At 63.0% G+C, this 25,934-nt stretch carries 25 protein-coding genes; 11 read left to right on the plus strand and 14 right to left on the minus strand.

What is annotated here, in order from left to right; all coding sequences use genetic code 11:
* Window positions 1-82: 82 nt before the first annotated feature.
* On the minus strand, window positions 83-1,078 hold the full coding sequence (locus ACH2DG_RS00765) for an SGNH/GDSL hydrolase family protein (protein ID WP_395023820.1): 996 nt from the start codon (window positions 1,076-1,078) through the stop codon (window positions 83-85).
* 154 nt (window positions 1,079-1,232) lie between these two features.
* Here ACH2DG_RS00765 and ACH2DG_RS00770 point away from each other — a divergent pair, with 154 nt between their 5' ends.
* On the plus strand, window positions 1,233-2,390 hold the full coding sequence (locus ACH2DG_RS00770) for an SGNH/GDSL hydrolase family protein (RefSeq protein ID WP_395023821.1): 1,158 nt from the start codon (window positions 1,233-1,235) through the stop codon (window positions 2,388-2,390).
* A gap of 82 nt (window positions 2,391-2,472) precedes the next feature.
* On the opposite strand, the gene ACH2DG_RS00775 is transcribed toward ACH2DG_RS00770, so the two are convergent.
* Genes ACH2DG_RS00775 through purE form a run of 3 tightly spaced genes read right to left on the minus strand, consistent with a single transcriptional unit; the run spans window position 2,473 to window position 5,147 of the window.
* Window positions 2,473-3,471, minus strand: a complete 999-nt coding sequence (locus ACH2DG_RS00775) for an L-threonylcarbamoyladenylate synthase (protein WP_395023822.1) — start codon at window positions 3,469-3,471, stop codon at window positions 2,473-2,475.
* A gap of 9 nt (window positions 3,472-3,480) precedes the next feature.
* On the minus strand, window positions 3,481-4,656 hold the full coding sequence (locus ACH2DG_RS00780; protein ID WP_395023823.1) for a 5-(carboxyamino)imidazole ribonucleotide synthase: 1,176 nt from the start codon (window positions 4,654-4,656) through the stop codon (window positions 3,481-3,483).
* A complete protein-coding gene (gene purE / locus ACH2DG_RS00785; RefSeq protein ID WP_224150514.1) occupies window positions 4,653-5,147 on the minus strand; it encodes a 5-(carboxyamino)imidazole ribonucleotide mutase in 495 nt (164 codons plus the stop codon). The genes ACH2DG_RS00780 and purE overlap by 4 nt, the downstream gene beginning before the upstream one ends.
* Window positions 5,148-5,258: 111 nt before the next feature.
* On the opposite strand from purE, the gene trxA reads away from it, so the two are divergent.
* Both trxA and ACH2DG_RS00795 read left to right on the plus strand, forming a co-directional pair.
* Complete coding sequence (trxA, locus tag ACH2DG_RS00790; RefSeq protein ID WP_395023824.1) at window positions 5,259-6,215, plus strand: thioredoxin; 957 nt, start codon at window positions 5,259-5,261, stop codon at window positions 6,213-6,215.
* 210 nt (window positions 6,216-6,425) lie between these two features.
* On the plus strand, window positions 6,426-7,421 hold the full coding sequence (locus ACH2DG_RS00795; RefSeq protein WP_395023825.1) for a DUF6882 domain-containing protein: 996 nt from the start codon (window positions 6,426-6,428) through the stop codon (window positions 7,419-7,421).
* Between the two features lie 93 nt (window positions 7,422-7,514).
* Here the strand turns inward: ACH2DG_RS00795 and ACH2DG_RS00800 are convergent, their stop codons facing one another.
* The 3 genes from ACH2DG_RS00800 to ACH2DG_RS00810 form a co-directional block, all read right to left on the minus strand.
* Entirely contained in the window at window positions 7,515-7,925 is a 411-nt protein-coding gene (locus ACH2DG_RS00800) for a hypothetical protein (RefSeq protein ID WP_395023826.1), read from the minus strand.
* A 239-nt stretch (window positions 7,926-8,164) separates the two neighbouring features.
* Window positions 8,165-9,664, minus strand: a complete 1,500-nt coding sequence (locus ACH2DG_RS00805) for an FAD-linked oxidase C-terminal domain-containing protein (protein WP_395023827.1) — start codon at window positions 9,662-9,664, stop codon at window positions 8,165-8,167.
* 164 nt (window positions 9,665-9,828) lie between these two features.
* Entirely contained in the window at window positions 9,829-10,194 is a 366-nt protein-coding gene (locus ACH2DG_RS00810; RefSeq protein ID WP_395023828.1) for a hypothetical protein, read from the minus strand.
* A gap of 161 nt (window positions 10,195-10,355) precedes the next feature.
* Between ACH2DG_RS00810 and ACH2DG_RS00815 the strand changes: the two genes are divergently transcribed.
* The 4 genes from ACH2DG_RS00815 (at window position 10,356) to ACH2DG_RS00830 (ending at window position 12,667) form a co-directional block, all read left to right on the plus strand.
* Window positions 10,356-10,871 (plus strand): phage tail protein, encoded by a 516-nt coding sequence (locus ACH2DG_RS00815; protein ID WP_395023829.1) that lies wholly within the window; start codon window positions 10,356-10,358, stop codon window positions 10,869-10,871.
* A gap of 51 nt (window positions 10,872-10,922) precedes the next feature.
* Window positions 10,923-11,450, plus strand: a complete 528-nt coding sequence (locus tag ACH2DG_RS00820; RefSeq protein WP_395023830.1) for a phage tail protein — start codon at window positions 10,923-10,925, stop codon at window positions 11,448-11,450.
* A 79-nt stretch (window positions 11,451-11,529) separates the two neighbouring features.
* Complete coding sequence (locus ACH2DG_RS00825) at window positions 11,530-12,066, plus strand: phage tail protein (RefSeq protein ID WP_395023831.1); 537 nt, start codon at window positions 11,530-11,532, stop codon at window positions 12,064-12,066.
* A 28-nt stretch (window positions 12,067-12,094) separates the two neighbouring features.
* Complete coding sequence (locus ACH2DG_RS00830) at window positions 12,095-12,667, plus strand: GNAT family N-acetyltransferase (protein ID WP_395023832.1); 573 nt, start codon at window positions 12,095-12,097, stop codon at window positions 12,665-12,667.
* Here the strand turns inward: ACH2DG_RS00830 and ACH2DG_RS00835 are convergent.
* The 3 genes from ACH2DG_RS00835 to purU all read right to left on the minus strand — a co-directional run bounded on the left by ACH2DG_RS00835 (window position 12,664) and on the right by purU (window position 17,134).
* Window positions 12,664-12,957, minus strand: coding sequence for a DUF6916 family protein (locus ACH2DG_RS00835; RefSeq protein WP_395023833.1), 294 nt, complete (start codon window positions 12,955-12,957; stop codon window positions 12,664-12,666). The two genes, ACH2DG_RS00830 and ACH2DG_RS00835, sit on opposite strands and share 4 nt — an antisense overlap.
* Window position 12,958: 1 nt before the next feature.
* Window positions 12,959-15,973 (minus strand): beta strand repeat-containing protein, encoded by a 3,015-nt coding sequence (locus ACH2DG_RS00840; RefSeq protein WP_395023834.1) that lies wholly within the window; start codon window positions 15,971-15,973, stop codon window positions 12,959-12,961.
* A 312-nt stretch (window positions 15,974-16,285) separates the two neighbouring features.
* Window positions 16,286-17,134, minus strand: coding sequence for a formyltetrahydrofolate deformylase (gene purU / locus ACH2DG_RS00845; RefSeq protein ID WP_395023835.1), 849 nt, complete (start codon window positions 17,132-17,134; stop codon window positions 16,286-16,288).
* Between the two features lie 89 nt (window positions 17,135-17,223).
* Between purU and ACH2DG_RS00850 the strand changes: the two genes are divergently transcribed.
* The 3 genes from ACH2DG_RS00850 (at window position 17,224) to ACH2DG_RS00860 (ending at window position 21,020) form a co-directional block, all read left to right on the plus strand.
* On the plus strand, window positions 17,224-17,487 hold the full coding sequence (locus ACH2DG_RS00850) for a hypothetical protein (protein ID WP_395023836.1): 264 nt from the start codon (window positions 17,224-17,226) through the stop codon (window positions 17,485-17,487).
* A gap of 225 nt (window positions 17,488-17,712) precedes the next feature.
* A complete protein-coding gene (locus ACH2DG_RS00855) occupies window positions 17,713-20,172 on the plus strand; it encodes an adenosylcobalamin-dependent ribonucleoside-diphosphate reductase (RefSeq protein ID WP_395023837.1) in 2,460 nt (819 codons plus the stop codon).
* Window positions 20,173-20,330: 158 nt separating this feature from the next.
* Entirely contained in the window at window positions 20,331-21,020 is a 690-nt protein-coding gene (locus tag ACH2DG_RS00860) for a hypothetical protein (RefSeq protein ID WP_395023838.1), read from the plus strand.
* Window positions 21,021-21,086: 66 nt separating this feature from the next.
* Here ACH2DG_RS00860 and ACH2DG_RS00865 read toward each other — a convergent pair whose 3' ends face one another.
* Complete coding sequence (locus ACH2DG_RS00865) at window positions 21,087-22,298, minus strand: MFS transporter (RefSeq protein ID WP_395023839.1); 1,212 nt, start codon at window positions 22,296-22,298, stop codon at window positions 21,087-21,089.
* Between the two features lie 101 nt (window positions 22,299-22,399).
* Between ACH2DG_RS00865 and ACH2DG_RS00870 the strand changes: the two genes are divergently transcribed.
* Window positions 22,400-23,173: a helix-turn-helix transcriptional regulator gene (locus tag ACH2DG_RS00870; protein ID WP_224150498.1), complete on the plus strand. Its 774-nt coding sequence runs from the start codon at window positions 22,400-22,402 to the stop codon at window positions 23,171-23,173.
* Between the two features lie 74 nt (window positions 23,174-23,247).
* Here ACH2DG_RS00870 and ACH2DG_RS00875 read toward each other — a convergent pair whose 3' ends face one another.
* The 3 genes from ACH2DG_RS00875 to ACH2DG_RS00885 form a co-directional block, all read right to left on the minus strand.
* Complete coding sequence (locus tag ACH2DG_RS00875) at window positions 23,248-23,553, minus strand: DUF3567 domain-containing protein (protein WP_224150497.1); 306 nt, start codon at window positions 23,551-23,553, stop codon at window positions 23,248-23,250.
* A 205-nt stretch (window positions 23,554-23,758) separates the two neighbouring features.
* Window positions 23,759-24,988 (minus strand): DUF3108 domain-containing protein, encoded by a 1,230-nt coding sequence (locus ACH2DG_RS00880; protein ID WP_395023840.1) that lies wholly within the window; start codon window positions 24,986-24,988, stop codon window positions 23,759-23,761.
* Between the two features lie 48 nt (window positions 24,989-25,036).
* Window positions 25,037-25,846 carry an IclR family transcriptional regulator gene (locus ACH2DG_RS00885; protein WP_395024119.1) on the minus strand — a complete coding sequence of 270 codons (810 nt, stop codon included), beginning with the start codon at window positions 25,844-25,846 and terminating at the stop codon, window positions 25,037-25,039.
* Between the last annotated feature and the right edge of the window lie 88 nt (window positions 25,847-25,934).

Consider the following 25,934-nt stretch of genomic DNA (forward strand, 5'->3'; position numbering starts at 1 on the left):
TGTGTGGCTCTTGCCATTGCCGGCTGCGCCGGCAGTGGCATGACCGCCTGTTTGCCAGCTACTTATTAGTGGCTTCAGTGGCTTACCAGTTGGCCTTCATGCGGTCATACACCCAGTCACCAAAGCGGCGGTGCGCTTCGGGCGTGTAGTTGATTTTGTCGGAAAACACGTACTGCGAGATCTTGCCGCTGTCGACCACGGTGTCGATGGTGCACAGCGACGAGTTGATCTGGCCTGCACCGATGCCAATGCCATTGGTGGCATCCACGGTGGTGCACAGCGGGTCGGTGTTGTTGGTGAAGTTGAAGTTACCGGGGTTGCCGGTCATCGAGTTGAAGTAGTACTGCACGTCGGAGTACAGCACCTGGGTGCCATCCAGATCCACCAGGGAGACCTGCATGGTCTGGTTGAACGCGTTGGTGGCGTCTTCCAGCGTCTTGGTGGGCTTGGGGTCGGCGGCCGGGTTAGCGGCATCAAGGCCCTTGGCCCACAGGGTGCGCGAGACGTTCGGGGTGCCGATGCCCAGCACGCGCGGCGCGCCAGCCACATGCAGGCGGCGCACCTGGTCGGCCATCTGCTTGCCGGCGGTCTTCATGTTGGCCAGGTACTGCTCCACGGTGGTGGTGCCAGCCAGCACTTCGTTGTAGCCCGCAATCACATCGCTCATGCCGCCGCTCAGCAGCACAAACTGCTTTTCGGGGAACTTGGGGTTGGCGGCCAGGTAGCTGTCGATCTGCGAGGTAATGGACGGTGCGTTGGTGCCGGTGGCATCGGGCAGCGCCACTCGGGCATTGCCTTGCGCGTAGGCGGTGCCGCCGGCGCGTGCTGCCGTCAAGGTCAGGTCATAGCGGTAGGCGATCTCGCGCGTCCAGTTGTTTTGGAGGCCGTCGGTGGTGGTGACGGAGTAGGGCCGGCCATTGGAGTTCTGGCCCAGGTCGGACATCGCGTCGCCAAAGGTGATGATGCTGTCGGGGCGAATGCTGTTCGCCGTGGTGCTAGAGCCGCAAGCCGCCAGCAGAGCCACCGAGGCAGCTGCCGCGGCGGTCAACAGGGTTCGGTGCATCCAGTTTTCTGCCATGTAGGTTCTCCAAATTTGTAGTGCGTAGTGTAGCGAGGCTGGGGGGGACCACCAAGGCACTGAGGTAAAGAGTGGTAAACCTGTATGGGCACCGCAGGGGCGCAGTCGTACGCTCGGGTTCTTAGTGTTTCAACCAACAGCGACAGGAGACAGCATGCACGCGCAACGATTTCAAGCCGCCCGCTGGGCGCGGTGGGCTCTGTGGACGGGGGCGGCTGCCGCCGCTGCATTGCTGAGCGCCTGCGGAGGGGGCGGCAGCGATGACGACGACACCCGAGTGACCACCGTGAAGGTGATGGGCGACAGCCTGGCCGACAGCGGCACCTTTGGCTACAAATTCACCGTGCAGGCAGCGCAGGCGGTGGGTGCGGGATCGACCCCGCTGTGGGTCGATCAGGTGGCCACGCAGTACGGCACCAGCCTGTGCGCGCACTACCGTTTCAATGGCAGCAGCTTTGCCGCACAGGCCAATTGCACCAACTACGCCATTGGCGGGGGGCGCATCAACTACCTGCAGTCGGCCAGCTCGCCGTTGTCCATTCCGCAGCAGTTGCGCGATGCGGCGGCGGCGGGCTTCGGCAAGGGAGACTTGCTGCTGATCGACGGCGGTGGCAACGATGCCTCGGATCTGGTGACAGCCTACCTGAGCGCGGCCACCGACCAGGGCGCGGCCTACCAGGCTCTTTTGTCCACCCAGCTTGAAGCCGCCACGGTGCGAGAGCTGATGGGCAAGGGCGCCAGCGGTCTGGCAACGGCTGGGGGCGCCTATCTGCAGGCGCTGGCCAAGAACTGGGCCGCCACCATCCGCAGCCAGACGGTGGACAAGGGCGCGCTGCGGGTGGCGGTGCTCAACATGCCCGATGTCAGCCTGACGCCCAAGCTCCGCGTGGTGCTGCAAGCCGTGGCGGCGCAGCAGGGCGAGGCGGCCGCGCAGCAGCTCCAGGCGCTGATCTCGGGCTGGGTGCGCGCCTTCAATCAGCAGCTTGCCAGCAGCCTGGCGGGCGATACCCGTGTGGCCATGGTCGATTTTTACGCTGCCTTGAACGACCAGGTGAGCCAGCCGCAGAAGTACGGCTACACCAATGTGACGACGCCCGCCTGTCCGGCCAGCGGCGCAGATGCCAATGGCCTGCCCCAGTATGACCTGTCAACCTGCACGGCAGCGGGTCTGTCTGCCCGTATTCCTGCAGGCCAGACTTCGGCGGACTGGTGGCAGAGCTATGTGTTTGCCGACAGCTTTCACCCAACGCCACGCGGTCATGCGCAGTTGGGGGTTGCTGTCAACGCGCGTTTGGTGCAGGCAGGGTGGTAATTTGCTATAGAAAAAATAGCTGCTGGTGCTTTTTAAATAAGCGTCGGCAGCCTTTTTGTCTGGAATTGCGTTGTGCGTTGTATCAACCGGCCGCAGCGGCGCGTTGCAGCCGGTCGGCCACGCCTTCCCAGTCGGCCGTCTCGGGCGGTGTTTCGATCCAGATCAGCTTGGCGCCCCAGTCGTCAAAATTTCGCAGCATGCCAAACAGCTCGCGCGCTACGGCCAGTGGTGCCTCTGGCATACGACGCAGCAGCAGGTGCGTGTTGCCGGCTTTCAGGGGGCTGCGGTGGTAGATGGCGATGTTCTTGCCATCGGCGCCCAGAAGGTCGAGGGCCGATTGCAGCTGCCTGGCATCCATGAGCCGCACCTTGGCATTGGGCGCGTAGTGGGCCAAGAGCGTTCCCGAGGCACGAGGGGTATGCGCAGGCAGCTCTTCTATTGAGAGCGGCTGCATGCCGCAGGCGCGTGCAATATCGTCGCGCGTGATGGCGCCGGGGCGCAACAGCACGGGCACGCCGCGCGTGCAGTCGACGATGGTTGATTCGATGCCGACCTCGCAGGCGCCACCATCGAGCACCAGAAGGTCGTCGCCGAACTCCTCGGCCACATGGCGGGCCGTGGTGGGGCTGACGCGACCAAACTTGTTGGCGCTGGGCGCAGAGACACCCCAGACGGGAGGGTCGAGCTGCTGGCAGGCCTGCAGCACTGCATGGGCCACGGGGTGCGACGGGCAGCGCAGGCCTACGCTGTCCTGGCCGCCGGTCGAGGCCTTGGCGGCCTGCGGCAGGCGCGGCAGGATCAACGTCAGCGGGCCGGGCCAGAAGGCGTCGATCAGCTGCTGGGCAAAAACCGGCACTTCCTTGGCGTAGCGGGTGATGGCGTCTGCGCCCGCCACATGCACGATCAGGGGATGGTTGGCCGGCCGCCCCTTGGCCGCGAAGATCTGCGCAACGGCGGCATCGTTGTCGCTGTCTGCTGCCAGCCCGTAGACCGTTTCGGTGGGCAGGCCCAGGAGCTGGCCCGCCTGCAGGGCAGCAGCAGCGGTCTGGACCGAGGTGTCCAGCGTTCCATCCAGAATCACATCAAGTCCTTAAAACGCATCGATACCCAGGATGGCGGCGGCCTTCAGCGCCGTCTCGCGTGCCTTCTCGGGCGTGGCGGCGGTGATGTTCAGGTGCCCCATCTTGCGCCCGGGCTTGGCATCGACCTTTCCATAGAGGTGCAGGTGGGCGCCGGGCAGCTGCAGAATTTCGTCCCAGGCTGGCGTTTTGGCCACACCGCCGCTGAACCACAGGTCTCCCAGCAGGTTGAGCATGATGGTGGCGCTGTGCTGGCGCGGCTGCACCAGCGGCAGGTTGGCCATGCAGCGTACCTGCAGCTCGAACTGCGACACATCCAACGCGTTCTGGCTGTAGTGGCCACTGTTGTGCGGGCGTGGCGCGATTTCGTTGACTACCAGCTGGCCGTTTTCCAGCACGAAGAATTCCACACAGAGCACGCCCACGTAGTCGAGGCCGATTGCTACTGATTTTGCAGCTGCAATCGCTTGTTCGGCTTGCGCGGCGGGTACATTTCCTGCAAAAACCTCGGTCACCGCCAAGATGCCGTCGCGGTGCAGGTTGCGCTGCACGGGCAGGTTGACGACGTCGCCATTGCGGCTGCGCGCCACGATGACCGAGCATTCGTGCGCCAGCGGCAGCATTTTCTCGAGCACACAGGCCACGTGCTTCAATTCGTCCCAGGCAGCCACCAGCTCGGCGCGGGTCTTGACTCGGATCTGGCCCTTGCCGTCGTAGCCCATGCGGGCGGTCTTCAAGATACCAGGCAGCAAGGCGTCGTTCACGGCTGCCAATTGCGCGGCGGTCTCGATCACGGCATAGGGCGCGCAGGGCACGCCGCATTTCACGAAATGGGCCTTTTCTGCCGCGCGGTCCTGCGCAATCGCCACGGCAGAACCTGCGGGCGATACCGGCAGGCTGGCTGCGAGCTGGCTCAAGGCACCAGCGGGCACGTTCTCAAACTCGGTGGTCACGGCGTCGCACAGGCGAGCCAGCTCTGCCAGGCCTTGCACGTCTTCGTAGCCGGTGCGGATGTGGTGGTGGCTCACCAGGCCCGCAGGGCTGGTTTCGTCCTTGTCCAGCACGGCGGTGAAGTAGCCCATGGCCTGCGCGGTCTGCACGAACATGCGGCCGAGCTGGCCGCCGCCCAGCACGCCGAGGGTGGCGCCGGGCAGGATGGGGACGGTGTCCTTGGCAGTATGGCTCATGCGTTCACCGGCAAGGTCATGTTGCGGGCCGCTTCGGTCTGTTCGGCGCGGAAGGCGTCGAGCTTCTTGCGCAGCGCGGCATCCTCATTGGCCAGCAGGGCCACGGCAAACAATGCCGCGTTGGCGGCACCGGCGTTGCCGATGGCAAATGTGGCCACGGGCACGCCCTTGGGCATCTGCACGATGGAGTGCAGCGAATCGACGCCTTGCAGGTGGCGGCTGGCCACGGGCACGCCCAACACCGGCACGGTGGTTTTAGCGGCTATCATGCCCGGCAAATGCGCGGCGCCCCCTGCGCCTGCGATGATGGCCTTGAGGCCCCGGTCCGCTGCGCTCTCGGCAAAGCGGAACATATCGTCTGGCATGCGGTGCGCCGAGACCACCTGGGCTTCGAAGGCGATACCGAATTGCTGGAGAATGGCAACTGCGTGCTGCATGGTGTCCCAGTCGCTGCTGGAGCCCATGACCACGCCAACTTGGATGGGTGTCATAGTGTGCGTTGGCGGGTGCCCCAGGCAACAATGCCGGCCCCGCGCCAGGGTGGAACCCGCCATTTTACTTTTTGCAGTGAAGCTGCCTGATCAACACGGATTTTTAGCGACATGATCGACGTCACCATTCAGAATTTTGAAGCCGAAGTCATTGCAGCCTCGATGCAGGTGCCAGTGCTGGTGGACTTCTGGGCGCCCTGGTGCGGCCCCTGCAAGACCCTGGGCCCGATCCTGGAAAAGCTCGAAGTCGAGTACGCCGGCCGCTTCAAGCTGGTCAAGATCGATTCCGACCAGGAGCAGCAACTGGCGGGCATGTTCGGCATCCGCTCCATTCCCACCTGCGTGCTGATGATTGCCGGCAAGCCGGTGGATGGCTTCATGGGCGCCCAGCCCGAAGGCAAGTTGCGCGAGTTTCTGGACAAGCACCTGCCTTCAGAGGCTGAAATGGCTGCCGAAGCGGGTGCTGGCGAAGCACAGGCGCTGCTCGACAGCGGCGATGTGCAATCGGCCCTGCAGATGCTGCAGGAGGCGCTGGCTGCCGATCCGGCCAATGACGATGCGCGCTTTGACTATGTGCGCCTCCTGATCCAGACCGGCGCGCTCGATGAAGCCGAGGCCCAGCTCGAAGAGCCGCTCAAGCGCATCCAGCATCCGCTGCGCTTCGAGGCGCTCAAGGCCTGGGCCCAGGCCATCCGCTTTGTGCACGAAGACGACCGCGGTGAATGGCCCCTGGAGCAGTTCGACGCGCTGATTGCCGCCAACAAGCGTGACTTTGACACCCGCTTTGCCAAGGCCCGCGTGCTGATGGCCGAAGGCCGGTGGATGGCCAGCATGGACGAGCTGCTGGAGATCATCATGCGCGACAAGACCTGGAGCGACCAGGCGGCCCGCAAGCTCTACATTGCCATTCTGGAGTTGCTCACGCCGCCCAAGCCCAAGGACGCAGGCGCCGTACCGGGTAAAACCGCAGGCGGCATCGAACTGACCGGCAAGGCTGGCAAGCAGGAAGACGAGCTGACCGCCATGCTGAGCAGCTACCGCCGCCGCCTGAGCATGGCGCTGAATTGAGCCCTTGCAGATGCGCCGCCACCGGGCCAACCCTACACCCCGTTGCAACTGCGGCGGCGTGGGGCTCTGGTTTGCACCTATACTGATAGCAGCAAAGCGGCAATGGGCGCGCGCAGGTGCCCAATTCGGGCGTGAGATGGCCAGCAGGAATTGGCAGACACGGCGCTCGGAGCGCATGGGGCGTGCCGCGATCGCAGGAGAGCAAATACCATGGGACTGTGGCAAAAACTGTTCGGCTGGCTGAACCCGTCGGCCACAACGGCTGCCCATACAGAGGCGGGCGCAGCGCTGCAGACCGCACCGGGTGGGGCGTCGCCTTCCGGTTACCAGGCTGCCCATGAGCCCGCGTTCGATCCCCACGCCGAGCTGGTGGCCCCCACGCCTGTGGCAGATGAGCGTGACATCCCCGGCACATCTGATGGCGCGCAATTCCAGGATGCAGAAGACGCCGCTGCGCAAGACACCAACCAGCCCGATCTGTTTGAAGCGGCCGCACAGGCCGAAGCTGCGCGGCTGGCTGCCATTCCTGCGGTCATCAACAATCCGGGCTTGCGCGACGCGCTGTCCACCTATGCTGGCATCGCCTGGGATCGGCAGATTGACTTTGCCGAAAAGGTGGGTGACCGCCCCTGGTCGGCCGATACCAGCCAGGGCCTGATTGCGTTTGGCGATGACCTGCGCTTTCGCATGCAGGTGCTGGGCTCGTACGCGTTCGAATCAGGTTCATGGCAATGGATCTGGGCCAACACCCAGGCCGAGGTGGCGCCCGCGTTCACCGAAGTGGCCCGCCAGCTGCTGGGTTTTGGCAATGCACAGCAACTGGCGCTGTTCACCCAGCCGCGCTCTGCGCTGCGCGAGGAAGACCTGCATACCATCGGCCTGATTGCCGCTGGCGCCGACGAGAGTGCAGGTTACTACCTGGGCAATTACGGCGAAGGCATTCTGCTGGCGCTGATCGACCCGGGCCACGGCCTGCCTGCACCGGCCGCAAGCAAGCCCGAGCGTGTGCTGATGGTTGTGCCGCAACTCATCAGCGAATTCGAGCTGAACCACCGCCTGCTGCTGCGCCACTACCTGGAGGCCAAGGGCTTTGCCGTGCAGGATGAGGGCGGGCAGATTACGGCGAGCCAGGGCGCCAACCGCGTGAGCGCCAAGCTGGATGCGCAGGGCCGCATCACTGCCATCAACGGCAGCCTCAACTCGTAATACAAGTAATACCTTGTGCGAAAACGGCAGCTGGGGCCTGTCCCATCAGCGTATTGCTATTTTATTGATAGCGAATCTGTTTTGAACAGGTTTTCAGAACCGGAAATCGAGCGACTTGCTGCTCGCGCCAACGTCCACGGTCTGGCTTTTTTCGCGGCCATCCTTGGTGGTGGCAGTCACGCTGTATTTGCCTGGAGGCAACTGCAGCAGGCAGACCGGCCCCGAGGCGGTGAATGCTGCCGTGCCCGCGCCGCTCAGGCGTACGGACACATCGGCAAGATATTCACCCCCTGCGGCGGCGAACAACAGGGCCAGCGGATAGCTGGGCATGGCGCTGCGCATGGCGGTGGATTCGTCCAGGCCAATGCCGCCGCAGCGGTATTGAACGGCACCGGCGCTCTGCATGGACGGCGTTTGCTGTGCCTGCACGGCGTTGCTGGCCAGGCCTATCGCCACGAGGGCAATGCCCGCCAATGACTGCGGAAAAGTGGAAAACCATTGCATGCTGAACTCCTGGAGACAAGGGCGCGGATGAGCGCGCCAATACATGCTGCAGCTTGCAATTGCGTGGCAGGCTGCATCTTTGCCATGTATTCGAGCTTTGCATACCCATGCGCTGCGCCCTGTCAGCCGCAGCGCATGCAGGGAGTCAGCGGTGCCAGAGGATTGGGGGCGCTGGGTGCTCATGTCTAATGAAAACGGCGACCTTGGTCGCCGTTTTGCCCAGAATCGCCCGGTTGGGGTTAAAAGCGTTCCAGCTCGGGGTGCTTGATCGCTCCCGCGCGCACCAACATCTTGCCGTATTCGGCGCAGCGGTTGAGCGTCGGAATCACCTTGCCAGGGTTGAGCAGCCCCTCTGGATCGAAGGCCGCCTTGAGGGCCAGCATCTGCGCATTCTCCTCCGCAGAAAACTGCACGCACATGCTGTTGAGCTTTTCCACGCCCACACCATGCTCGCCGGTCACAGTGCCACCCATGGCAACGCTGGTCTCCAGAATGGCGGCGCCGAACTGCTCGCAGCGGTGCAGTTGGTCGGGATCGTTCGCATCGAAGAGGATCAGCGGGTGGAGGTTGCCGTCGCCTGCATGAAAGACGTTGGCGCAGCGCAGGCCGTACTTCTTCTCCATCTCCTGAATTGATAGCAGGATATCAGCCAGGCGCTTGCGTGGAATGGTGGAATCCATGCACATGTAATCGGGGCTGATGCGGCCGCTGGCGGGGAAGGCGTTCTTGCGCCCGCTCCAGAAGCGCAGGCGCTCTTCCTCGCTGTTGCTCACGCTGATGGCCGTGGCACCCGCCTGGCGCAGCACGTGGGTCATGTGGGCAATCTCTTCGGCCACTTCTTCAGGCGTGCCATCGCTCTCGCACAGCAGGATGGCTTCGGCCGTCAGATCGTAGCCGGCGCGCACAAAGTCTTCGACGGCGGCGGTCATGGGCTTGTCCATCATCTCCAGCCCTGCCGGGATGATGCCGGCGGCGATCACCGCTGCCACGGCGTCACCCGCCTTGCGCACGTCATCAAAGCTGGCCATGATGCAGCGCGCCAGTTGTGGCTTGGGGATGAGCCTGACCGTCACCTCGGTTGCCACGGCGAGCATGCCTTCGCTGCCGATCACGGCGGCCAGCAGGTCGTAGCCAGCCACATCGAGTGCCTCGCTTCCGAATTCAATCGGCTCGCCCGCCACGGTAAATCCCTTGATCTTGAGCACGTTGTGCACGGTGAGACCGTACTTGAGGCAGTGCACGCCGCCCGAATTTTCGGCGATGTTGCCGCCAATCGTGCAAGCGATCTGGCTCGACGGGTCGGGCGCGTAGTACAGGCCGTAGGGCGCTGCAGCATCGCTGATGGCCAGATTGCGCACGCCGCACTGCACCACGGCCGTGCAGGCGGCGGGGTCCACGCGCAGAATCTGGTTGAAGCGCGCCATCGACAAGGTCACGCCCAGCGCGATGGGCAGCGCGCTGCCGGAGAGGCCGGTACCTGCGCCGCGCGCCACCACGGGCGCCTGCAGCGCGTGGCAGGTCTGCAGCACAGCTTGCACCTGCTCATATGTCTCGGGCAGGCAGACGACCAGCGGGCGCTGGCGGTAGGCCGTCAGTCCATCGCATTCGTAGGGCGTGGTGTCCTCGTCGTGCCACAGCAGGCAGTCATCGGGCAGCACCTTGCGCAGCGCGGTAACCACTTCACGCTGGCGCGTGGCGCGGTCTGCGGTAGAGGTCGGGGGGGAGGCGTTAGCGGACATGCCCCAACTGTATCGCCATTGGCAGGCGCTGTGGGAAAGGGGCAGGATAGGAGAGTCGGGAAATCAAAAATAAGAGTTGCTGGCACTTGAAGGGAGTGGTCTTCAGGCAGAAACTGCATCAGACAGCCATGCAGCCCCCCTTGCTGTACAGCGCGGCTGCAATCTCAAGTCGTGGCAAGTTTGCTGATATAGGCCATGGCGGCTTGGCCATGCGGCTGCAGGAACAGTTCCACATCCTGCCCCGACTGGGGCGCGCGCAGGCGGTGAATCCCTTCCGTGATCGGCTGGCTGCACTGGAATTGCAGCGTCCATTGGTCCAGGCGGGGGTCTGTGGCTGCATGGGTCACGTTGACCAGGGTGAGCGTCGTTCCGTTTTCCAGAGTGAATACCGCTCCCGCAAACGCCACCGGGTTGCGCACCAGGGCGTCTGGGGCAGAAGGCTGCGAGGCCAATGCGGAAAGCACGGGTGAGCCGGCGGCTGCCACCGCTACGCCGGTCAACGCCCGCTTTGCAAAATTTCTGCGATCCATGGCGGCCTCCTTGTGCCTTGTAAAGAGTGAAAGCCGCTGACCGGCCCTGCAGACATACATGCCATTTTGACAAAAAATGATGCAAAATGCTTCTAAATATTTCTTTGGTTGGTGTGCGCCTTGGACATAGCAGGCGTGATGCCTGATTGGAAGGAGATCCGATGAGCGAATTTTTTATGGGGCAAGTCGTGATGACTGGCCTTAATTTCGCGCCCAGGGGATTTGCGCAATGCAACGGCCAAATATTGCCTATTGCCCAGAACCAGGCCCTCTTTTCGTTGTTGGGCACGACTTACGGTGGCAATGGCACGACCAACTTTGCATTGCCAGATCTGAGGGGCCGCACCCCCGTCCACTTTGGTAATTCGATGGGGGATTCTGTCGTCCTTGGCCAGCAAGGTGGCCTCGAAAATGTCACGCTGCTGTCCTCCAACCTGCCAGCACATACCCATACTCTGCAAGCAACGACCGCCACGGGCACTACGCGTATCCCCAAAGGCAATGCATTGGCAAACAGTGCTTCAACGGCTCTTTACGCTACAGCTTCACCCAACGTCGCCTTGGCGCCGCAGTCCATCTCGCAGGCAGGCAGCACCCTGCCGCACTCCAACCTGCAGCCTTATACGACGCTGAATTTCTGCATTGCGCTGCAGGGAGTTTATCCTTCGCGCAATTGAGTTGCATGATGCGAATGCCGAGCTTTCAAGACGATCCATGAGGCTTTATCCATGAGCACCCCCTTTCTTGGCGAAATACGCATGTTCGGTTTTCAACGCGTCCCCAATGGCTGGTTTGCCTGCGACGGAAGCCTGATACCCATCGCGCAATATGATGCGCTGTACGCCCTTCTGGGCACTACTTACGGGGGGGATGGGGTCACCACCTTTGCGGTTCCCGATCTACGTGGGAGATTGCCAATTCATCAGGGGACAGGACCTGGGCTGAGCACGTACGTCATCGGTCAAAAATCGGGTACCGAATCGGTCACGCTGCTGTCTTCGCAGATACCGACCCATACGCATACCTTGTTGGCAAGTACTACGGCTGCAACGGAGCAGACGCCTACATCCAATGCACTGCTGGCGGCCATCAGCGGCGACGGGCTGTACTCTACCGATGTCTCGGGCGCTGCCATTGCAACCTATCCCCAGACCGTGGGTAGCGCTGGAGGCAGTCAACCCCACGAAAACACGATGCCGGCCCTGACTGTGAATTTTTGCATCGCCTGTGAAGGCATCTTTCCGTCACAGGGGTAAAGTGCGGCGCAGAACTCCAAGATGGCTGCTGCGGACTCCTGTTGCCTGTGCGACTGAGATTTTCCAGAGGTAATACACCATGTCTGAACCATTCGTTGGCGAGATCCAGATTTTCGGTTTCGGCTTTGCTCCTTATCAGTGGGCACAATGCAATGGCGCTCTGATGGCCATTCAGCAAAATACGGTGCTCTTTGCGTTGCTGGGCACCCAGTATGGCGGCAATGGGCAAACCAACTTCCAGTTGCCCAATCTGATGGCGCGCGCTGCATGCAGCCAAGGACAAGGGCCAGGTCTGACATCCCGTACCATTGGCGAGACGTTTGGCTCCAGTGCGGTCACCCTGTTGTCAACCGAGATACCTAACCATACCCACACCCTGCAGTTCTTCAACCAGGGTGATCCGAACAAACGCCAGTCCACACCGCAGGCGAATGCGGCGCTCAATCTGCCGTCGCAAGCTGCATCCAAGTTCTTTGCTCCGGCTGGTGCGATGGCTCCGCTTGCGGCTACTGCGCTTCAGCCCGCGGGCGGCTCTCAACCCCATGAAAACCGCCAGCCCTACCTGGCCTTGAATTTCTGCATTGCCTTGCAAGGGGTGTTCCCCCAATTCGGTTAACTGCGCAGTTGCGGAAAGGGCGCAGGGGGTGCAGCAACTTCCATCATTTCCCAGCTCCTGGTACGCGATACCACAGCCCGCTGCATGGGCGGTGCGCGGCCTGTCACTGCGGCACGCCTGTGATGCAGACCTGCCCTGGCTGCAGATGCTCTACAGCCAGTCACGCGAAGCCGAGCTGGCTCCGGTGCCCTGGCCTGCCGCCGTCAAGGTCGCTTTTCTGGAGAGCCAGTTTGCGCTGCAGCACCGGCACTTTGTGCAGGCGGGTACGAGCGGCGCCTGGTGGATCGTGTGCCAGAAGAGCGCAGATGGCATGGTCCAATCCATTGGCCGTCTGTACCTTGCCGAGGGTGTGCACACCGTCACAGTGGTGGATATCTGCCTGCTTGGCGCGCATCGGTCACAGGGCCTGGGCACTGTGCTGCTGCGCCAGGTGATGAATGAGGCGGCCCGGGCCGGACGCTCGGTAAACCTGCATGTGGCGCATGGCAATACAGGTGCATTGCGGCTCTACCAGCGGCTGGGGTTTGCCGTTCAGGAGGATGTTGGCAGCCACCTGCGAATGCAGTGGGTACCGCCAACAATGGGTTCGGCGCTTTCCTAGTTGAAAACGGCCTGGTAGAGAAAGCCCGTGGCATCGCGTGCCACAGGCACCACGAAGATGGCCTGATCGCCCATGCTCGCATGGCGCATGGAATAGGTCTGCTGTGGAAACAGCACCGCCGATTCATTGCGAAACACCAAGGAAAACGGCTGGCGGTACAGTTGCGCCCCCGCTGACGATTGCAGCGGCTGCACCTCCACCAGCTGAAAAGGCACTTCGGAATCGGCCAGCAGACCCATGAATACCGTGCCGACATGGGGCTGGAAATCCTCCAGCGTCAAGAATTTCACCTCAGTGCTCCCGTTGCTTGTTGTGTGCAGAACCGCGGCTGCGGCGCGGTGCCTGTTGCCAGGCTAGCGCGGCCAGCAGCAGCGCGAGCAGGGCCAGCATTCCTTCCGACTGGCTGGGGACGGGCACGGCGCCTGCGCTGGCCTCGGCGACCCCAAACCCGCCGGGATCGGCGATGGAGCCGTTGGCGGCCAGATCATCGTCGCCGGTCTGTCCGTCCGTCACCGTGTAGGTGATGGTATTGGTTCCCACAGTGGCTGGATACACGTACCACGATGGCGCCTTGCCGGGCTGCGGGCCATATTTCCAGTACTGCGCGCCGGCGGGAACGGCCGACGGATAGGCCAGCTCGATGGTGATGGTCGACCCGACCTCGCAGCCCGTCGTCTTGAAGTCAAACAGACCGTGGGGGAAGCGGATACCTGCCAAGGGGGTGGTCATCTCGGAAGCTGGGAGATAGCGGCTCGTGTCGAATCCGCAGCCAGCACCACCACCGCTGAGCGTGGCCGTGATGACGCCTGTCCCGCTGGGCGATGGTGCGGAATAGCTCTTGGCGCTGGGGATGCCGGTTTGCGCGGCAGAGGCTGGGCCAGGGCCTACCTCATTGGTGGCGCTGACCGCGCAGCTGTAGGTGGTGCCATTCGTCAGCCCCGTGACCTTCAAGGGCGAACTGGTGCCACTGACCGCCGTGGTACCTGCACCGCACGATGCGCTGTAGGCCGTGACGGCGCTGCCGCCGTCAGACGCTGGAGGCGCAAAGGAGAGGGTCAGTTCCGCATTTCCTGCCGAAATCGCCGTGATGGATGGTGCGCCAGGGAGTGTGGCCGGGGTGGCGGTGACCGAGGCAGAAGGCTGGCTGGAGCCAATGGCATTGCGCGCGGTGACGGAGCAACTGTAGGCCGTGCCATTGGTCAGGCCCGGAACCGTGATGGGGCTCGTGGCGGCGGTGACCGACACAGGGCCCGGCAGGCAGGTGGCGGTGAAATCGACCACGGCAAGGCCATTGGGGGCGGCGGGCGTGAAGTCCACCAGGATTTGCCCATTGCCTCGGGTGGCGGGGCCGATCGTTGGCGCATCGGGCACCAGGCCGGGAGTCACGTTGACCACCGCAGATGGCGCGCCGGAGCCTGCAAGGTTGCTGGCTGTCACGGTGCAAGCATAGGCAGTGCCGTTGGTCATGCCTGTCACCACCAATGGCGAGCTGGTGCCAGTCTGTGTGCGGGGGGGAGCGCCGGAAGCACTGCAACTGGCCAGATAGCTGGATACGGGACGACCGCCATCCACCAACGGAGGCGCGAACGTGATCGTCGCCTGCGCATTTCCCGGTGCTGCGCTGGAGATTGTGGGCGCCCCAGGCGGGCCAAATGGTGTGACTGATGCGGGTGCAGATTCGGCACCGAAGCCTGCCGCGTTCCGTGCAGCAACCGTGCAGGTAGAAGCGGTGCCATTTGCCATGCCTCCCACTTCGATCGGTGAGCCTGGCCCGGTCACCGTCAAGCCGCCGCTGCAGCTGACCCGGTAGTCCAGGATGGCCGAGCCTCCATTGTTGGCAGGCGCGGTGAACACAATCGAGGCTTTTCCATTGAGCGGGTCCGCACTGGTGATGGTGGGGGCTGCGGGCATGGTTCTGGGCGTCACACTCAGCGCATTCGATGGTGTACTGCCCAGAGCGTTGGTGGCCAACACCACACAGTTGTAGGTGGCGCCGTTGCTCAACCCGGCCACCGTGATGCTGGGCAGCGTTCCGTTTTGGGAGATGGTCCCTGGATCGCACACTGCCGTGTAACCGGTAATGGGATCGCCGCCATCAGATGAAGGAGCGCTGAACGTCAAGGTTGCTGCAGAATCGGCAGGCTGCGCTGCAGTCAGCGAGGGAGCCAGTGGGGCGCCCTTGGGCATCACGGAAACGCTGCCAGAGGCTGCACTGGGCCCGACGGCATTGGTGGCCGTGACGGAGCATGTATAAGTGCCACCATTGGTGAGACCCGTCACCTCAATCGGTGATGCGGTGCCTGTCTGGCTGGCCGACCCGCAGGTGGCGGTATAGGACTGGATGGGGCTGCCGCCATCGGAGCTGGGGGCGGTAAACGAAATCTGGGCCGCACCGTTACCGCCGATTGCCGTGCCGATGACTGGCGCGCCCGGCACGGTGGCATTGGCCACTATGATGGTCAGCGTGTGTATTTCGCTGTAATCGAAAAGGGGAAAGACAGGATCCACTGAGGCGTCGCTGACCAGCAATTGCACGGTGTAGCTACCCGGCGCAGTAGGTGTTCCGGTGATTCCGCCGGTGGATGAAAGCGACAGGCCCACAGGCATTGTGCTGCCTGGTAGCAATGAGAGCGCCAATGGAGCTATTCCGCCAGGAACGGGTACCTGGGTAGAGGCAAGCATTCCGGTAGCCAGGTGAATCGTTGCAGGCGAAATCGACAGATCGGGATTGCCCAGAGCACCGGCATAGGACTTGGTGCCGCTGACTGTCAGGCTGTCCGTTGCCCTGACCGTGAAGCTGTAGTTTCCACGGACAGTCGGGGTGCCGGAGAGCAGCCCGTCCGCAGACAGAGTCAATCCTCCAGGCAATGTGCCGACACTGACCGCATAGCTGTAGGGTGCAGTGCCTCCGGTAGATGTGAGCGTGGTGTTGACGGCCGCGCCAGCTTGCAAAGCCAGGTTGCCTGGTGCAACAGTGATGCTGGAGCCTGAGGCGGTGATGTTGATGTTGAAAACCAGCCAGAGCCCTTGTGGGTCTTCCAGCGTAAAGGTGTCAAAGACAGTGGCTGAGCCGTCATGGCTATACGTCACAAACTGCTGGCCATTGATATCGGGGCCAACCACGGCCGTGCCATGCTGCGGGGCTGCGGGCTGGTTGGGCGGAGCCACCACACCTTCGCCAAAACCAAAGTTGTCCGGGCCGTCAAACCCCGATATGTCGATATTGATAGCGCCGCCAGCAGGTACCGTGGCTACCTGCGGCGAGTAGGCGGAGAACGGAGAGGCCCAGAGGCGCGTGAGCGGCACCAGGCACAGTGCGCAAAGTAGAAAAAATCCCCATATCGGTTGTCGATAAAGTGGCTTCACGGCTGCGCTTTCCGAAGAAATGGATGGCTGGTGGCGCAGATGAGGCGGTTACAGTATTTCGCTCAAATGCGTCAAATTGTGAACGAAGTATAACAATGCGACAAATTGAGTGCGACTTCTTTTTGCGTGGCTGCAAATCGGCAGCCAATGCGTCGGCGTGGTTTTGTCGAAGCTGCAGGGATGGTGGCAGGGTAGGCCATCATGCAAAAAAGCCAGCAGAGGGCTGCTGGCTTTTCTGGGGATGGCTGCCGATCAGCGGAAGACCACGGTCTTGTGGCCGTTCATCAGCACCCGGTGTTCGCTGTGCCACTTCACGGCACGGGCCAGCACCTGGCTTTCGGTGTCGCGGCCGATGGTGGTGAGGTCTTCCACGGTGCGCGAATGGTCCACGCGTGCCACATCCTGCTCGATGATCGGTCCTTCGTCGAGGTCGGCCGTTACATAGTGGGCGGTGGCGCCGATCAGTTTCACGCCGCGCTCGTGTGCCTGGTAGTAGGGGCGCGCGCCCTTGAAGCTGGGCAGGAAGCTGTGGTGGATATTGATGGCGCGGCCCGAGAGCTTGCGGCATAGATCGTCCGACAGGATCTGCATGTAGCGCGCCAGCACCACCAGGTCGGCCGACTCGGCCTTGATGATCTCGAACTGCTTGGCCTCCACCTCCGCCTTGTTGTCCTTGGACATCGGCAGGTGATGGAAGGGAATGTTGTAGCTGGCCGCGAGCTGGTAGAAGTCGCGGTGGTTGCTGATGATGGCGCGGATGTCGATGGGCAGCAGGCCCGACTTCCAGCGGAACAGCAGGTCATTGAGGCAATGGCCTTCGCGGCTGACGAAAATGACCGTGCGCATGGGTTCGCTGGCCGAGTACAGTCGCAGCTTCATGTCCAGCGGCTTGGCAAACTCCGTCAGGGCGGCGCGCAGCGTGTCGTAGTCCGCATTGGTGCAGGCAAAGCGCACACGCATGAAGAACAAGCCGGTGGCATGGTCGTTGAACTGTGCGGCCTCTTCGATATTGCCGCCTTGCTCCAGCAGGAATCCAGACACGGCATGCACGATGCCGGTGCGATCAGGGCAGGAAAGCGTGAGGATGTAAGCGTTGGTCATAAGTCTGCCATTGTCGCAGGACTAAGGGCTAACCCGGGAAACTCAGGCATCCATTTTTACCAAGGTAGAAATCCACCATGCGGATGTAAATGAGTGTTAAATCAATAGTTAAAAATCATAGCGTTGCAACGCTTGCTGGTTGCGTGGGAAACGAAAAATTCCAACAAAATCAAGCACCTTTTGGTTTTGGTGGAATTGCAAAAATGATAGCTAAGAAGCAAACTACAATAACGCCTGTACCCCTTGTCGGGGTGCTCCGCAAAGGGCTTTGGGCCGCTTTTGCGACAAGCCGGGCGCCAGGCTGCGGCCACACAACAATGGTGGTCTTCGCGGTTTTCAAGCCCGGCTTTTGACGTTAGATTGGAGTGTGTCGAGCAAACGCAATGAGGTTTGTATCGGCCGATCAATTCCATAAAAATTCCCCTCATCCACGCGTTGACCAGCGCCCGGCGCAATGGTGCCCTTGGTTGCGGGGAATTTGTCTGAAAAGCAGGTGCGGCCCGCAGAGGTGTGCCTGTTTTTGGGCAGGCATGCTGCACGCTTGCCATCGCAGTACCGTTTTTTTGAGGAAATACAACATGAAGCGCGACAACATCACCCAGCCGCACCAGGCGCTGGCCCCCCAGGCCATCAGCATGGATGTGCTGAAAGAAAAATACTTCAAGGGCGATGAGTCGACGATTGATGACCTGTACGCCCGTGTGGCCCGTGCGCTCGCCTCGGTCGAGAAGAAAGACATCCGCGCCGAATGGGAAGCCAAGTTTGCCGCCAACCTGCAGGCTGGTGCCATTGGCGCGGGCCGCATCATGTCGGCGGCGGGAACGGATATTCAGGCCACTCTCATCAACTGCTTTGTGCAGCCCGTGGGCGACTGCATCCAGGGGTTTGATGACGAAGGCTACCCCGGTATCTACGAAGCACTGCGTGAAGCGGCCGAAACCATGCGCCGAGGCGGTGGCGTGGGCTACGATTTCTCGCGCATCCGCCCCCGTGGCGCGGAAGTGAAGGGCACCGCCTCGATGGCGTCTGGCCCCTGCAGCTACATCAACGTGTTCGACCAGAGTTGCTCGACGGTGGAGTCCGCAGGCGCCCGCCGTGGCGCGCAGATGGGCGTGCTGCGCATCGACCACCCCGATGTGATGGAATTCATCACCGCCAAGCGCACGCAGGGCCGCTGGAACAACTTCAACGTCTCCGTCGGCGTGCCCGACGCCTTCATGCAGGCCGTGGTGGATGATGCAGACTGGCAACTGGTGCACGCCGGCCGCCCCAATGCCAAGCTGCGTGCCGAAGGCGCCGCTCAGCGCGAGGACGGCAAGTGGATCTACAAGACCGTGCGTGCCCGCGACATGTGGGACACGATCATGACGTCCACCTACGATTTCGCAGAGCCGGGCATCCTGTTCCTTGACCATATCAACGACGACAACAACCTGCGCTATGTGGAGCGCATTGCCGCCACCAACCCCTGCGGCGAGCAGCCGCTGCCCTCGTACGGCTGCTGCGATCTGGGCCCGATCATCCTGACCAACTTCGTGCGCAACCCCTTTGGTTTCGGCGGACTGCCCAGCTTTGACTTCGACAGTTTTCAGCAAGTAGTGGCCACGCAGGTGCGCGCGCTCGACAACGTGCTGGATGTGACCTTCTGGCCGCTGGAGCAGCAACGCGAAGAATCTGCCGCCAAGCGCCGCATCGGCGTGGGCTTTACCGGCATGGGCAATACGCTGGCCATGCTGACGCTGCGCTACTCCGACCAGGAAGGCCGCGACATGGCCCGTCGCATTGCCGAGTGCATGCGCGATTCGGCCTACCGCGCTTCGGTCGGGCTGGCCAAGGAAAAGGGCGCCTTCCCCAAGTTCGATGCCAAGGGGTATCTGGGCAAGGGCACCTTCGCCAGCCGCCTGCCCAAGGACATCCAGGAAGACATCAAGAAGCACGGCATCCGCAACAGCCACCTGCTGTCGATAGCGCCTACGGGCACGGTCTCGCTGGCCTTCGCGGACAATGCGTCGAACGGCATCGAGCCGCCCTTCTCGTGGACATACACCCGCAACAAGCGCGAAGCTGACGGCAGCAAGAGCCAGTACCAGGTGGAAGACCACAGCTGGCGTCTGTACCGCGAACTGGGCGGCGATGTGAACAACCTGCCGTCGTATTTCGTCTCGGCGCTGGAAATGTCCGCCACAGAACATCTGGCGATGATGGAAACCGTGCAGCCCTATGTGGACACCGCCATCTCCAAGACGGTGAACATTCCTGCCGACTATCCGTACGAAGACTTCAAGAACCTGTACCTGCAGGCATGGCGCGCCAATCTGAAGGGCCTGGCTACCTACCGCCCCAACAGCATTCTGGGTGCGGTGCTGGAGACCACGCCTGCTCCCAAGGCGGAAGCGCCTGCCGCAGAAGCTGTGGCGCCTGCTGCAGCCATCGCCGACCCGATGAAGGTCGTGATCGAGCGCCGCCCGGAAGGCGAGTTGTCCGCCGTGGCCGACAAGGTGGAATACTGGACGCAGGAAGGCCAGCAACGCCTCTACATCATCGTCTCCTTCCTGCCGGTGCCAAGTGCAGACGGCAAGAGCATGGTTGAGCGCGCGGTCGAGTTCTTCATGCCCGTGGGCCAAAGCGGCGAATCGCAGCAATGGATCACCTCCAGCATGCGCCTGCTGTCGCTGGCAGCGCGCGGCGGCTTCCTGGAACGCGCCCTGGGCGATATGCGCAAGGTTGCCTGGGACCGTGGCCCTGTGCGCCTGGGCACCTACCAGAAGGCCGACGGCACCCATGTGCCGATGTGGCACGACTCCGAGGTGGCTGCCATTGCCTATGCGGTGCAGCAGATTCTGGAGCGCCGCCGCCAGCAGAACCTGCCCGGCGTGACCAACACCACCTGGACGCCTGTGGCCGCAGCGCCTGTGGTGACCACTGGCATGCAGACCATGGCTGGCAAGAAGTGTGCTGAATGTGGCGCGCATGCCGTGATCCGCAAGGATGGCTGCGAGTACTGCACCTCCTGCGGCGCCGTAGGCTCCTGCGGCTGATCAAGCATTGGCAAGCCATGCTGCACAACGAGCCCGGCACTGAAAGCCGGGCTTTTTTTCGCCTCGCGCCAGAAATGGCGATAAAAAGCAGGTGCTTGGAATACGTCGGCAGGCGCATGCCCGCGTATGGAATGGATCTTTTTTGGGGAGAACGCACCGTGCAGGTTTTTTTCAGATTGCATCAACTGCTGTGTCTCGGCCTCGTGTTGACGGTCTTGCCTGCTGCGCATGCGGCCTGCGAAAGCCAGTCGCAGACCCAGTACAACAAGGATGGCTCGCAGATGCGGCTGATGCAGACCCGGTGCGATACCGATGGAGATACCGCCGGGGATACCGACGCAGGCCAGGACGACGGATCTTCCACATTCGTGCTCTCCATCAAGCCCAAGGGCAGCGACAGCTTCCGTACGGCGCTGACGCCGGACGCCTTGCCGGAAGGCTGGCGCATGGCCAGGTTGCGCGATCTGGAAGGTGACGGCAACTGGGTGCTGGAAGTGACGGGCACCAACTGCGGCGCCGGGCCCAATTGCCAGGGCTCCATCTACAAGCCCACCGCAGACCGCAAGCGCGTGTACCTGTTCTTTGATGGCGGTTACGCCGAGTTTCTGAGGATTCCCGGCTACTACGTGGAATCGGGCCGGGCCAGTTGCTGCAGCTGGGAATACCACCTCTACACTCCACCGGCGCCCGGCAAGGCCATCACCCAGCAGAACTTCCGCTACCGGGTGGTGGTGGGTGGCATCAGCGACGCGACAGCCAACGCATGCGTGATGACCGATGTGCGCCGCGAAAAGCGCGTGCCCATCCGCGACCCGCACATCCGCAAGCTGTGCAAGGTGTATGACTGATCGCTTGCTCTTGAAAATAGAGCTGCTGGTGCTTGTTGGGTGGGCGCCAGCAGCCTTTTCTACCGATTATTTGCGCCCCACCCGGGGCAACAGCACCGCCACCATGCCCAGAAGCGGCAGGTAGGCGATGACCTGGTACACATAGGCGATGCTGGTGCGGTCGGCCAGCACGCCCAGCACGGCGGCACCCAGGCCCCCCATGCCGAAGGCAAAGCCGAAGAACAGGCCGGACACCATGCCGATCTTGCCGGGGATCAATTCCTGCGCGTACACCAGGATGGCCGAGAACGCAGACGAGAGCACTAGGCCGATGATGATGGTGAGCATCACGGTCCAGAACAGGTTGGCGTGCGGCAGGATCAGCGCAAAGGGCGCGACGCCCAGGATCGATGCCCAGATCACCGGCTTGCGGCCGATGCGGTCGCCCACCGGGCCGCCGGCCATGGTGCCGACCGCCGACGCGAACAGAAACACGAACAGCAGCAGCTGTGCGTTCTGCACGCCTACATCAAAGCGCTGCATCAGGTAGAAGGTGTAGTAGCTCGACAGCCCTGCGACATAGAAGTACTTGGAAAAGATCAGCACCAGCAGCACCGCCACCGCGCCCAGCACCTGCCGGCGCGAGAGTCCGTTGCTGACCCGCGCAGGCGCCGCCTTGGCCGTGCGGTGCTGCTGCGCATACCAGCGGCTCACATGCGAGAGCAGCACGATGCCCACCACGGCCGTGAGGCCGAACCAGGCAGCGCTGTGCTGGCCAAACGGCACGATCACGGCAGCCGCCAGCAGCGGGCCGAGCGCGCTGCCGGTGTTGCCGCCCACCTGGAACAGCGATTGCGCCATGCCATGCTGGCCACCCGAGGCCATGCGTGCCACCCGCGAGGATTCCGGGTGGAAGATGGACGATCCGGTGCCGATCAGCGCGGCTGCTGCCAGCACGGTGGTGAAGTTGGGCGCAAACGCCAGCAGCAGCAGGCCGCACAGGGTAAAGCACATGCCTGCGGGCAACGAGTACGGCGTGCTGCGCCTGTCGGTGTACAGGCCCACCAGCGGCTGAAAGAGCGAGGCTGTCAGCTGGTAGACCAGGGTGATCAGGCCGATCTGCCCGAAACTGAGCTGGAAATTGCCTTGCAGCACCGGGTACATGGCCAGGATCAGCGACTGCATCATGTCGTTGATCATGTGGGAGAAGCTGATGGCGCCCAGAATGCCGAAGGCCGCGCGCGGCGCCGCGGCCTGCGGGGGGCTGACGGAAGGGGAGGAGGCAAGCGAAGGGTTCATGGCGGCGTCGCGCAAAGAGTCTGAATGCCGGCCATGCTACGCACGGCATTCATGCCTGTCTTGCGCATTTTGGGTTAGAGTCTTTGCGAAAAGGACATTGCATGCCTCACCACTTTCCAACCCTGGAGGACATGGAGCGCAGCCCGGTGCCGGTGGCATGCCACGCCACCGACTACCCTGCGGGCAGCACCACTGGACAGCACCGGCACGCGTTTCACCACCAGCTCATCCACGCCCTGCATGGCGTGATGGTGGTGGTGGCCGATGCAGGCCAATGGATCGTGCCGCCCACGCGCGGCATCTGGATGCCTGCGGGCACCGTGCACCAGGTGCGCCATATTGGCGATGTGCAGATGCGCAGCCTGTTCGTGCGCCCCCATGCCGCTCCCGGGCTGGCAACGCAGGCCCAGGTTGTCGGCATCTCACCGTTGTTGCGCGAGCTGATCCGCGCTGCCATGGAGGTGGATCTGCCCTACCAGGAGGATTCGCGCGACGGCCGCCTGATGCGCTTCTTGCTGGACGAGCTGCATGCCTTGCCGGTGCTGCCCATGCACCTGCCCCGGCCTGCCGATCCGCGCCTGCAGCGCATCTGCAATCACATCCAGCAGCGGCCCGACGACAACGCCACCCTGTCCGACTGGGCGGAGCACCTGGGTGTGGACCCCAAAACCTTGCAGCGCCTGTTTGCGCGCGATACCGGCATGGGCTTTGCTCGCTGGCGGCAGCAGGCGCGCCTGCTCAAGGCGCTGGAGCTGCTGGCGCATGGCGAAAAGGTGATCGATGTGGCGCTGGCCCTGGGCTATGACAGCCCGGGCGCATTTGCCACCATGTTCAAGCGCCAGTTCGGCCAGACGCCGACTGGCTTTTACCGCTGAGATGCAAAAAAGCTGCCTGCGCGCAAACGCAGGCAGCTTTCGGTATTTTTGACGCCTGAGTGGCTCTGCGTGGCTTAATGCACGATCACAGGTTGCTGGGCCAGGCCGGTGTAACGGTCAAGGGTAGCTTCCACCTCTTCCTCGGTGGGGGCATTGGCCTGCCAGGCCTGGATCTGCTGGTGAAACATTTCGGCCCAGGCACCGTCCAGGTACAGCTCCTTGCCGCTGCGCTTGTCCACGATTTCAAAGCCTTGGCGCTGCAAATGGCGAAGGGGCTCGGTGACGGAGGGGGTGCTTACGGTTGCTCCGTCGGTGGACAGGGGCAATTCTGGCGTCAGGTGCAACACCACGAAAGAGTCCGAGTCGTAAATCATTTGCATGATGTTCCTCCTTGTGAACCGTAGGTGGTGGCAGACCGCCGGTTTGCAAGCCTGCGTCCACAACACCGTTGTAGCAGGTTTTGATGGCAGCCATTGCAAACAACGGCGGTTTTGGGCAAGAAACGTAGCAAACGGGGGACAAACAAGCGGGACTTTTCCGCAGCTTTACGTCCCCAAGCACCTTTTCCCCTCGTATCAACACGCTCTACGGCGATGCCTTCTCAACCGTGGCCGACTGCAGCTGCAGATCGGCAAAGTCGCCATTGGCCTGCGAGATGCGGATACGCACGGGCAGGTATTGCATGGCCGGGTCGATCCACAGGTGGGCCACCTGGTCGTAGCGCTTGCGCGGCTGGCGGGTGAGGCGGATGGTCTGGCGGCTGCCGGCGGGCAGCTCCAGCGTTTCGGGTCCGTCGACGGCAAAGGTCCAGACGTCGGTGGTGCGTGCGCTGGTCACATTGATGTGGATGAGGGTGCCCGGCGGGTAGCGCTCGGGGCCCGCCGCGATCATGCTGGACAGTTGCAGAAAAATGGAGAGCCGGTCCTGCACGCCGGCGCTGGCGGGCTGGGGCTCGTCGTTGCCGCTGTAGGTGATCTGGCCTTTGTCCACATCCACATGCGCAGCCCGTTCGCTGCGGGCCTTGTCGCCAAAGCGCTGTGGCGAGAGGCCATGCGGCGTGATGCGGCCCGTGCTGGTCTGCGAGCGGCTACCCACCAGAAAGGCCGATACCTCTTGCCTGGCCTGGTAGGTGAGGCCATCGGTCTTGAAGCTGAGCTGCGCCTTGGCCGAATACTGAAAGCCCTTGGCCGAGCCCTTGGCCTCGAACTCCAGATGGGCCGAGGGTGGTACACGCACCGGCGGCATTGGGCCGCTGTACCCTGGGCTGCCTATGCCGACGGGGGCCGGCGGCTCGTCGCTGCTGCTTGTGCTGGCCGGGGATTTTCCATCGCCATTGCTGTTTTCACCGCTGACGGGGGCTGCAGGCGGGCCCGTGTCAGCGGAGTTTTGCGCATCGGATGCGGTGGTGGCGCTATCGCCCTGTGTGGCAGGCACAGCATCAGCGGCCTCTTCGCCGGACAGCAGGCCATCCAGTGCCGTGGTTCGGGGCTTGGCTGCCTGCGGGGTGGGGCCGAGGACGGCAAGGCTGTCGGGCGCCTGCTCTGGTGGTGCCTTCTGAGGCAGCGCCTTTGGTGGCGGTGGCTTGGGTTTGGCAGGCTTGGGGGCGGCGGGTGCAGCCTTGGTGCGCGGTGTCTCGGGCGCAGGCGGGGCAGGAGGCTCTGGCGCGATCTGACGGGTTTCAAACCGCAGCTCTTGCGGGCTGCTGCCGGTGATGCGAGCGGTGCGCCATATTTCCTGCATGCCCGGGCCTGCCAGCAGCGCCACATGGGCGGCCAGAACGGCGGCAGTCAGCAGAATCAACGGGCGTTGGCGCATGGCAGATTGGGAAGACTGCCAGTGTAGCGCTGGCGCTGGGCCGTACGGTCAACCGGGGGTAAAGCCTGTGGCATCGCCAGCCACGCGGTGGCCCAGGTCGTGCGACAGCTGCTGCGCGATCGCCTGCAGGCGCTGGTCCATCGCGCCGCCAAAGCTGGGGTCGAAGGTGGCAACGGTGCCCAGGGTGGTGATGGCCAGCACCAACTGGCCGCGCGCATCAAACACCGGGGCGCACAATGCAACCACACTGGGCAGCAAGGTGTCGACCACGCGTGCAACGCCGTGGGCGCGTACATCGGCAAACAGTTGCGCGGCTGCGTCTGCGGTATGCGGCAGGTCCTGGCGCCCTGCGCCGCGGGCCTGTTCCAGCTCCAGCTGCAATTGCTGCGCAATGCGCCCGGCAGGCAGCCATGCACCAAAGCAGCGGCCTGTTGCAGACGAGAGCAGCGGCATCACATCACCCAGGCGCAGGTGGCCGGTGGTGCCATGCGGGGGCTCTTCCCAATGCACCACGGTCGCGCCATGGTTGCCCCACACGGCCAGGGCCGCGGTATGGCCCAGTGCGTCGATCCAGCCGGGCATGCGCTCGCGCGCCAGGCGCACTGCGTCGGTGCGGCGCAGCGCAGCCAGGCCCAACTGCAAGGCCATCGGGCCCAGGTCGTAGCGGCTGGTGGCCGCATCCTGCCGGACCAGGCCGCTGCGCTGGTAGCTGACGAGGTAGCGGTGCGCCTTGGCAGCGGGCATGCCGGCTGTGGCAGCCAGGTCCTTGAGAGCCAGCGGGCCGGGCGCATCGATGAGCGCCTGCAGCAGCGCAAAGCCGACCTCCACCGATTGGATGCCAGCGCGGTCTTTGTCCAGAGGGTTGTCCATTGCGGCAGTTTACGGTATTCTAAATAAAGGAATCAGTTTTACTAATCGTAATTCAATGGTGTGGCACAGGCTCTGT

Source organism: Comamonas odontotermitis, from assembly GCF_040396735.1.
Lineage (GTDB): Bacteria > Pseudomonadota > Gammaproteobacteria > Burkholderiales > Burkholderiaceae_C > Comamonas > Comamonas odontotermitis_C.